Source organism: Pseudarthrobacter polychromogenes, from assembly GCF_014644495.1.
Lineage (GTDB): Bacteria > Actinomycetota > Actinomycetes > Actinomycetales > Micrococcaceae > Arthrobacter > Arthrobacter polychromogenes.
The window spans coordinates 80187-89277 of sequence record NZ_BMKU01000004.1; the positions used below are offsets into that span (position 1 = coordinate 80187).

The following is a 9091-nucleotide window of genomic DNA, read 5'->3' on the forward strand; positions in this document are numbered from 1 at the left end:
TCCTGTATCTCTGGGGCTGTTCGATAAGCCCGCTTGCCGCAGGCATGCTTCAAACCGCGCGGGATCAGACGCTGTGGCCCAGTCCCACCGGACTACCCGAAACCCCGCCGCCCGGAGTTTGTCCTCGCGCTTCTTCTCCGCCAGGACGGCCTGGCGCGCCGTGTGAACTCCGAGGTACTCGTCGCGCAGATACTTGGCGTCGCCGTCGAACTCCCCAATCAGCCGGTGGCGGGGCCAGAAGAAGTCAGTTCGAGCGATGAAAACCCCTCCCACATGCACTCTTGCCTGCAGAAGGGGAGCCGGGAACCCGAGAACGTGTATTTGTGCCCTGCTCAGTGACTCGCCCGGGGACTCCGCGTCTGTCCCCGCGAAATCGAGGACCTGCGTGACCCATCTGCGCCTTGCCTCCGAAGTGAGCAGGGAGGCCTGCTTGAGCAGATCCTCTTTGCCCAGGCGGGGGCCGGAAGCGTACCGCCGGCTCATGGAGTGGTCCGCCAGGACCACTCCGGCAGCGAAGTTTTCCTTGGCAATGACGCCCACCACTGTCTCCGGTAAAGGCGTCACCAGGAAATTCTTGTGGCGTACCGCTGCTGTTGGTCCGGGGTGCCGGCGGACGCCGTAGGAGGTGATCCGTTCCAGTCCGGTTTCACCCGATGATAGTCGTGCGGCGGAAGTTGTTGGCACGCTGCGGCCGACGTGGCCTCTCGATGCTCCTGACAGGTGCACGAAGCCCGGCACTTCCAGGAGATTCAGGTCCCACACAACAGCAGCCGTATGCAGGCAGAACGTTGACAGCGGCAGTTCAAGGTCCACAGCCAGGACTGTCTGGCGGTACCTTTCCCACGGCGGCAGCGAAATCCACTCTTCTTTCGATGCATAGACGCCCTTCCTGACGCGGACCAGCTCGCCGCGGGCATAGCGGCGGCTGAGCGAGCGGACGTCTCCAGTGCTGCGGCGGACGTTGCCGGCATGAATCAACTGCATGGGACTATCGTCAGGCTGCCCGCAGGACGGTTGAACCGTGGAACGGGTGAATGTGGATAACTGCAAATAGCGGTGCGCACCCCGGAGCAGTCAACGCACCAGCGAACTCCGGGGTGCACTGTCCGTCAGATGGTGTCCCGCAAGGCGGTACCCACATGGTTGCAGCCAAACAACAAGTGTTAATGCGGAGTTCAACATATCTGTGGCCTGCGTCCTAGCGCCGCCGGGGGTCCTCTGGTTCACTATGTGAATGACAACGCTGACTGAAACCTCAGTCGCCGGCAACGATGACCGGCGAGACAACGAAAACATCAACGGGCAGAAGCTGATGGTCGCCCTGGACGTGGATGGCACGCTGGTTGACCACGACGGCCACATGTCCCCGGGCGTCCGCGAATCGGCGCAGGCAGTGGTGGCTGCCGGGCACGAGGTCATGATCGCCACCGGCCGGTCCCTCAACGCCACACTGCCCATCATCGAGAAGATCGGGATCGAGCGCGGCTACGCTGTCTGCTGCAACGGCGGTGTCACCCTCCGCCTGCACCCCGGGCTGGACGGCGGCTACGAGGTCATCCACAAAGCCACCTTCGACCCCGGACCCGCCCTCAGGGCGCTCCGGGAACGGCTTCCCTCGGCCAAGTACGCGCTGGAGGATGCTGACGGGAACTTCCTGTCCACCGAGCGCTTCCAGGATCCGAGTTTTGGCGTCGAGGCTGTCGGCGTCGATTTCCACACCATGCTCGAAGCCACGGCCGTGCGCGTGGTGGTCTTCAGCACGGAGAACACCCCGGAAGAGTTCAACGAGGCGATCGAGCACATCGGCCTCGCCGGAGTCACGTACTCCGTGGGCTGGACGGCCTGGCTGGACATCGCTGCGGCCGGAGTGACCAAAGCGAGTGCGCTGGAGAACCTCCGTGGGAGGCTCGGCATTGAACAGCACCTCACGGTGGCCATCGGCGACGGCCGCAACGACATCGAGATGCTCACCTGGGCCGGGCGGGGAGTGGCCATGGGGCAGGCGCCCGAGGAAGTCATCGCCGCTGCGGACGAGGTCACCCACTCAGTGTTCGACGACGGTGCCGCCCACGTGCTGCGCAGCTTGCTCTAACGCAGTACAAGGCAGAATGGACAGCATGACCCTCACGACGTTCGCCCTCATCCGCCACGGCCAGACAGACTGGAACGCCCAGCGCCGGTTGCAGGGATCCACCGACATTCCCTTGAACGACGTCGGCCGGGCCCAGGCGCGCGACGCCGTCGCTGTGCTGTCCGCTTACCAATGGGACGCGATCGCGTCCTCGCCCCTGAGCAGGGCCGCCGAAACCGCGGACCTGATCGCGGCCGGGCTGGGCCTCAGCGATGTCCGCCGCGTCCCGGAACTGACGGAGCGCAGCTTTGGCCCGGCCGAGGGCATGCAGGCGGGTCCTGAACTGGAGGCGTTGCGCATTCCCGGCGGCTTCCGCGGCGCCGAAAGCGAGGACGAGGCAGCGGACCGGGGACTGGCCGCGCTGGAGGCACTCGCCGAGGAATTCCGCGGCAGCCGGCTCCTCGTCGTCGCGCACGGGACGCTCCTGCGGGTCAGCCTCAGCCGCGCCGTGGGGAGCACCCTGACCAGCATCGACAACGCGGTCCTGAACCTGGCGCACCACCATGCCATCGACGGCTGGCAGCTGGAATACTTCAACGGCGAACCGGTGATGGCCGCAACGCAGCGCTAAGGCAGGCCGCCGCTAGCGCACCTCAAGGATCAGGGCCAGCAGCCGTGCCGCCGCAGGCCGGGCCGCGTGCTCCTCATTCCACTGCGCCCGCGCCACCGCCTTGCTGACGGCCTGCGTGGTGATGCCCAGCTCCTGGGCCACCGCCTTCTGCTGGCCGCGGACGCCGGGGGTCATCAGGTCCAGCACCCGCCACTCGGCCCCGGACCGGTCCCGCACAATATGCCCCAGCAGCCGCAGCACGGCCTCGGCGTCGTGGGCTATGTCCGCCAGCGGCCCCTCCACCGCTACGGGCACCCGCTCCTTGCTGTTGCGGAGCCGGTCCACGGCACGCCGCGCGTACACCAGCCCGTGGCCTGAGGCGTCCTTGATCTGGTTGGGCAGCGGCTCGTTGACGGGCCCGACGCCGATCCCCACGTACCAGGAACCGCACCGCAGCGCGATCATCGCTGCCTCCACCGCCTGGTGCGGACAGTCCACGATGCCCTGGACCTCGTCCTCCACCGACCGGTCGAAGTCGAGGCGCGCAGGAATATGCCGCAGGTCCTTGAGGAGCTGCGGCACCCGGTCGCCATCGCGCCGGCTATCCGTCTGGTTGATTGTCAGCGTGAACATCTGAATCCAAAGACTACCGGTTGGTAGCAGCCCCAGGGCAAGCGGGGTTGCCTCGCGCTGGCCCATCTGGTGCGATGGGGGAACGGCCGCACCTGCCTCATGGCGACAGCGGGGAACACGCTACGTGAGGACGGTTATGACCAGCAGCATGGGGCACGACGAACTTGAGCTTGTGGACCGCTGGTGGCGCGCCGCCAACTACCTGTCCGTCGGGCAGATCTATCTCCGCTCCAACCCGCTGCTGCGCGAACCGCTGAAAGCCGAGCACACGAAGTCCCGGCTGCTTGGCCACTGGGGCACCACCCCCGGCCTGAATTTCGTCTATGCCCACCTGAACCGCGTCATCCGCCGCGACTCCGCCGAGATGCTCTTCGTGGCAGGTCCCGGCCATGGCGGCCCCGCCGTCGTCGCAAACGCCTGGCTGGAAGGCACCTACTCCGAGATCTATGGGCACGTGGGCAACGACGCCGACGGCATGGCCGAGCTCTTCCGGCAGTTTTCCTACCCGGGCGGCATCCCCAGCCACGCCGCTCCCGAGACCCCCGGCTCCATCAGCGAAGGTGGTGAACTCGGGTACTCCCTGGCCCACGCCTACGGATCGGTGCTGGACAATCCCCAGCTGGTCACCGCCGTCGTCATTGGCGACGGGGAAGCCGAAACCGGCCCGCTCGCCGCCAGCTGGCACTCCCACAACTTCCTGGACCCTGCCGCGGACGGTGCCGTGCTGCCCATCCTGCACCTGAACGGCTACAAGATCGCCAACCCCACCATCCTGGCGCGCATGCCCGAAGAGCAGCTGGAACAACTCCTGCGCGGGTACGGCCATGAGCCGTATTTCGTCACGGTGAAGGACCCGGACAACACCGAACAGGCGCACAGGGACTTCGCCGAAGCGCTGGACCGCAGCCTTGCCGGCATCCGCGCCATCCAGGAGTCCCGCCGTGCGCCGGAGGCCGGAACGGACGAGCTGGACGGTGCCCCGCGCTGGCCCATGATCGTCCTGCGCTCGCCGAAGGGGTGGACGGGACCCCGCGTGGTGGACGGGCTGCAGGTGGAAGGGACGTGGCGGAGCCACCAGGTTCCGCTCTCTGAGGTCCGCACCAACGGGGAGCATCTGAAGCAGCTGGAAGAGTGGCTGCAGTCCTATGGGCCTGCGGAATTGTTCGACGGCGACGGCCGGCTCCGGCCCGACGTCGCCGTGGCCGCCCCCACCGGCTCCCTGAGGATGAGCGCCACGCCGCATGCCAACGGCGGCCTGCTCCGCAAGGCGCTGAAGCTGCCCGCGTACCGGGACCACGCCGTCGAGGTCCCTGAGCCCGGGACGGACCGCGTCAGCCCGATGATCACGCTCGGCTCGTGGATGCGGGACGTCATCTCGCTGAACATGGAGACCTTCCGGCTCTTCGGCCCGGACGAGACCGCATCCAACCGCCTGCAGAACGTCTACGAAGTCACCGACAAGGTATGGCAGTACCGGATTGACGACGTCGACGAGCACCTCGCGCGGTCCGGCAGGGTGATGGAGGTGCTCAGCGAACACCTGTGCCAGGGCTGGCTGGAGGGCTACCTCCTCACCGGCCGGCACGGCGTCTTCAGCTGCTACGAGGCCTTCATCCATATTGTCGACTCCATGTTCAACCAGCACGCCAAGTGGCTGAAGGTGCACCGGCAGTTGCCGTGGCGCCAGCCGGTGCCCTCGCTGAACTACCTGCTGTCCTCCCACGTCTGGCAGCAGGACCACAACGGGTTCTCGCACCAGGACCCCGGGTTCATTGACCACGCCGTGAACAAAAAGGCAGAGGTCATCCGGGTGTACCTGCCGGCCGACGCCAACACCCTGCTGTGCGTTATGGCCCACTGCCTGGCCTCCACGGACTACGTGAACATCGTGGTCAGCGGCAAACAGCCCTCGCCCACGTGGCTGGGCCCGGCCGACGCCGCCAACCACTGCCGCAGGGGGCTGGGCATCTGGGACTTCGCGGGGTCCGAGGTGCCCGGCGAGGAGCCCGACGTCGTGATGGCCTGCGCGGGCGACGTCCCCACCGTGGAGACCGTAGCCGCGGCGGAACTGCTGAAAGAGGGCGCGCCCGGGCTGAAAGTCCGGGTGGTGAACGTTGTGGACCTGATGCGGCTGCAGGACGAGAGCGAGCACCCCCACGGGCTTCCGGCGCGGGACTTCGACGGGATCTTCACGGCGGACAAGCCCATCATCTTCGCCTACCACGGCTATCCCGCGCTGATCCACCGGCTTGCCTACCGCCGCAACAACCAGGACGGGCTGCACGTGCGGGGCTACAAGGAAGAGGGAACCACCACCACGCCGTTCGACATGGCGATGCTGAACGGTATTGACCGGTTCCAGCTGGCCATCGACGCCATCGACCGCGTGCCCGGGCTGGCCGAGCGGCATTCATCCCTCCGCCAAAGCCTCCAGGACCGGCGGATGCGGGCGCGCGAACACACCCGCACGCACGGCGAGGACCCGGAGGAGATCCGGAACTGGACCCTCGGCTAGCCCCCCCTTGGAGTTTTTGTCCAGATATGCAGGGTTCCGCAGTGGCAAAGCCTGCATATCTGGACAAAAACTCCTCTAGTCGACCAGTCCGTCGAGGCCGCAGGACGGCAGGTGGATCCAGCCCTCGGTGCGGGCGGCCGCGGCGTGCGCCCCGTCAGGACCGGTCGTCAGCCCGAGGGCAACGGCCCGGGCCGTGAGCGAGGCGATGACGGCGTCGAACATGTCGTCCGAGGCGGCCAACCGGTCCCCGTAGCCGTCCAGGTCCAGCCAGGGAGCCTGCTCCCTCAGGATGCCGAGGAGCGCGGCAAGCCGTTCCGCCTCGGAGCTGCCGCGTCCCTTGTAGCCCCGGGCGTTCAGGCCCCAGACTTTCAGCGACGCGGCCGGATAGACCTCCGCAAGGCGTCCGGAACCGTCCCTGAGCTGCGGCCCATGGAGCGCTGCGATCTTTGCCTGGATCACGGCGCACCGCATGGCGGGATGCGCCAGCCTGTCAGCGGAAACACTGAGCGGAATCAGGCCCGTCCGCCCCGTGACGAAGCGGTCCGTGTCCCGGTAGGCCAGCAGCCGCCGTCCCTCTATCCCGTCGTGCTCCAGCACGGGTCCGGCGTCGAAGGCCAGGTGCCCGGCCAGGAATGGAATGAGGGCGTCCGGCCAGCCAACCGGGCAGTCCACGCCGGTCATGTCGCTGGCGCCGAAGAGGGAAACGATCTCCTGGTCCTGCACGTCCAGGCCGAGGTGCACCAGCCGGGCTGATCCGCGGCTCCACTCGATGACGGCCACGGCCGTCTTTTTGGCAGCCGCGGCCAGGTCCACTCCGAGCGTCTTCACGTGACCAGACTCTACCGCCGGCCGCCCTGGCCTGTACCGGCGTGCGCCAGCCGGTACTGGACAGCGGATGACGCCCCGCCTGGGTTCTGCAAGGCTGGGGCGTGGTGGGCCACCCCGGCTGACCAGGCCTGAAAGAGAATATACCCATGCCCTGGCTCGATCTTCTCGGCAACGACATCCACTACACGGACTCCGGCCGCGGCCGGCCGGTGGTGCTGCTGCATGGCCATGCCTCGGCGGCGGCGTGCTGGGAACCGATCATCCAGGACCTCGAACGGGACTTCCGGGTCCTGGCATACGACACCTATGATCACGGCTGGTCATCGAACTCTCCGCGGCAGGGACCCCTGGTTGACCGGGCTGCGGAGCTGGAGCACTTCATAGGCTCCCTGGGCCTGGAAGACCCGGTCATTGTGGGGCAGTCCATGGGCGGCATGACCACGCTGCGCTGGGCCGTCCGCCACCCCGGCAGCGCGGCTGCCCTGGTGGTCTGCGGGATGGGGTGGCCACTTGTGGTGCCGCCTCCCGGGCAGGCAGGCCAGCCGGAAAAGTTCGAGGTGTTCAGCTCCCTCGACCAGGACGAGCGGATCTGGCTTGGCGTGGGAAACTCCTTCACGGAGCAGTGGATCGCGGACAACCCGAAGGACTTTGCCCGCTATCTCAGGGTCCGTTCAACCGCCACCGCCATTGAAGCGGCCAGGTACCCGCGGAGCCTCGAACAAAGCCAGGGCGAGTTTCTCAGCGCTGACCCACGGGACGTCGAAGCCTTCCAGCAGGGACTGGAATCAGTAACCAGCCCGCTGGTGGTGCTGATCGGAGAGGAAGAAAGGCCACGCATCCGCCGCGGGGCAGAGCACGTTGCCGCCACGGTGCCCGGCGCCCGTCTCCTGGTTGTCGGGGATGCCGGCCACAATGCCTACTTCCAGCGCCAGGACATCCTGGTGGACGCTGTACGCAGCACGGTTTCCACCACCCGGGGACGCCGGCGGGGCTGATGAGGCCGCTCCGAGGTGTAATCCAGGGCGCCCGGGATGCCGCCCTTTTCGCCAAGGCTGTCACCGCGCGCAAAACGTGACCACAGTGTCCGGAGTTCCCGCCCCACGGCGTCCACGTCCTCCCAGCCGGCACCGGCAACCAGTCCTGCTCCCTCCCACGTGTTCCGGTTCCCGAAGAGCAGCGGCAAATCGATGGTGTGCGCGGCGCCGAGGACGTTCCCCGGGGCATGCCAGTTCAGAACGTAACGGTGTGCGCTGCCGCCGGCCTGGACATGACGGCGTGCGAACTTACGGGCTGCCCGGCCATAAACGGTCTCCGTGACCACCCAGTTGATGGCCCGGAGGAGGGTGGGGCCGGCGACGGGAACACTGTCCAGGCGGCTGAGGTAGGGGCTCCGGGGGAGGAACAGCCTGGCTTCCTCGGAGGTGTGGCCGATCAGGATCTCGACGCCGGGTGCGGAGCGGTTCCAGGCGGCCTCGATCCCGGCTTCCTCCGGCAGCGGCGCGTGCCCATACTGCGTTCCGAACGGCATCGCGGCCAGCATCCCGAACTTCCGGGCCACCTGCGCCACATGGTCCTCCCGCTCCACCACCTCCATGGCGGGAGTCTCTTCGGTCACAGCCTCGGCCGCGATCCCCATGGCATGGTTCATTTTTGCCCGGCCCCGGGAGATGCCCAAAGGGGCGCTCTGGATTATGGCGCGCTGGAACAGTGCCGGCGCGTCGGGGGTCGCCATTAAGTGGGCGATCGCGTCACCGCCTGCGGACTGGCCGAAAGCAGTCACCCGGCCGGGATCGCCGCCAAATGCGGAGATGTTGCGCTGCACCCAGCGGAAAGCCTCGAGCTGGTCCAGCAGGCCCAGGTTGGCAGGCCGGCCCGAGCGGGTTGCCAGGAAGCCGAACAGCCCCAGCCGGTAGGTCACCGAGACCACCACCACGCGGTTCTCGGCCACCAGCACCGCAGGATCGAAGATGGCGAGGTCACCGGAGCCGGTGGTGTAGGAACCGCCATGGATCCACACAAGCACGGGCAGCCGCGCGCTTTCCGGGCTGGACAGGTCAATGTCCGCGGGCATGGTGATGGACAGGTTCTGGCAGTCCTCGCTCCCTGGAAGTTCGCCGTACCTGGTACCCAGGATGTCGTCCAGGAAGGGCACGGGCCCTTGCGGGCAGGCGGGGGCGGGCGAGGTTGCGGCGTACGGCGCGGTCCAGTCAGGGGCCGGAGCCGGTGGCTGGAAACGTCCGGCGGTGGCGTACGGAATCCCGGTGGCGCGGAGGACGTCGCCGTCCCGCCAGCCTGTGACGGGACCGCAGGGGGGACTAAACAGGGGCTCGGAACTCACAGGGCAACGATTCCACAAATTCCTGGGAGTTTTTGTCCACTTATGCAGGCTTCGAGGGCGGTGAAGCCTGCATATCTGGACAAAAACTCCAGGAAT

At 67.2% G+C, this 9091-nt stretch carries 8 protein-coding genes; 4 read left to right on the forward strand and 4 right to left on the reverse strand.

Features of this window, described 5'->3' with window-relative positions; translation table 11 throughout:
- The coding region (locus IEX43_RS07940) for a PDDEXK family nuclease (protein WP_188809921.1) at positions 1-984 on the reverse strand (984 nt) is incomplete at its 3' end.
- A gap of 250 nt (positions 985-1234) precedes the next feature.
- Here IEX43_RS07940 and IEX43_RS07945 point away from each other — a divergent pair.
- Positions 1235-2092 (forward strand): HAD family hydrolase, encoded by an 858-nt coding sequence (locus IEX43_RS07945; protein ID WP_188809924.1) that lies wholly within the window; start codon positions 1235-1237, stop codon positions 2090-2092.
- A gap of 25 nt (positions 2093-2117) precedes the next feature.
- A complete protein-coding gene (locus IEX43_RS07950; protein WP_188809926.1) occupies positions 2118-2702 on the forward strand; it encodes a histidine phosphatase family protein in 585 nt (194 codons plus the stop codon).
- 12 nt (positions 2703-2714) lie between these two features.
- On the opposite strand, the gene IEX43_RS07955 is transcribed toward IEX43_RS07950, so the two are convergent.
- On the reverse strand, positions 2715-3314 hold the full coding sequence (locus tag IEX43_RS07955) for a hypothetical protein (protein ID WP_066273089.1): 600 nt from the start codon (positions 3312-3314) through the stop codon (positions 2715-2717).
- 136 nt (positions 3315-3450) lie between these two features.
- Between IEX43_RS07955 and IEX43_RS07960 the strand changes: the two genes are divergently transcribed.
- Entirely contained in the window at positions 3451-5829 is a 2379-nt protein-coding gene (locus IEX43_RS07960) for a phosphoketolase family protein (protein WP_188809928.1), read from the forward strand.
- Positions 5830-5904: 75 nt separating this feature from the next.
- On the opposite strand, the gene IEX43_RS07965 is transcribed toward IEX43_RS07960, so the two are convergent.
- Positions 5905-6657 (reverse strand): DUF429 domain-containing protein, encoded by a 753-nt coding sequence (locus tag IEX43_RS07965; protein WP_188809930.1) that lies wholly within the window; start codon positions 6655-6657, stop codon positions 5905-5907.
- 146 nt (positions 6658-6803) lie between these two features.
- On the opposite strand from IEX43_RS07965, the gene IEX43_RS07970 reads away from it, so the two are divergent.
- A complete protein-coding gene (locus tag IEX43_RS07970) occupies positions 6804-7652 on the forward strand; it encodes an alpha/beta fold hydrolase (RefSeq protein ID WP_188809932.1) in 849 nt (282 codons plus the stop codon).
- Here IEX43_RS07970 and IEX43_RS07975 read toward each other — a convergent pair.
- Complete coding sequence (locus IEX43_RS07975) at positions 7574-8995, reverse strand: carboxylesterase family protein (RefSeq protein ID WP_229666362.1); 1422 nt, start codon at positions 8993-8995, stop codon at positions 7574-7576. The two genes, IEX43_RS07970 and IEX43_RS07975, sit on opposite strands and share 79 nt — an antisense overlap.
- Positions 8996-9091 lie beyond the last annotated feature (96 nt).

Coding starts and splice junctions, on each gene's coding strand:
- IEX43_RS07945 (WP_188809924.1), top strand. CDS start 1,235: ATGACAACGCTGACTGAAACCTCAGTCGCCGGCAACGATGACCGGCGA.
- IEX43_RS07950 (WP_188809926.1), top strand. CDS start 2,118: ATGACCCTCACGACGTTCGCCCTCATCCGCCACGGCCAGACAGACTGG.
- IEX43_RS07955 (WP_066273089.1), bottom strand. CDS start 3,314: ATGTTCACGCTGACAATCAACCAGACGGATAGCCGGCGCGATGGCGAC.
- IEX43_RS07960 (WP_188809928.1), top strand. CDS start 3,451: ATGACCAGCAGCATGGGGCACGACGAACTTGAGCTTGTGGACCGCTGG.
- IEX43_RS07970 (WP_188809932.1), top strand. CDS start 6,804: ATGCCCTGGCTCGATCTTCTCGGCAACGACATCCACTACACGGACTCC.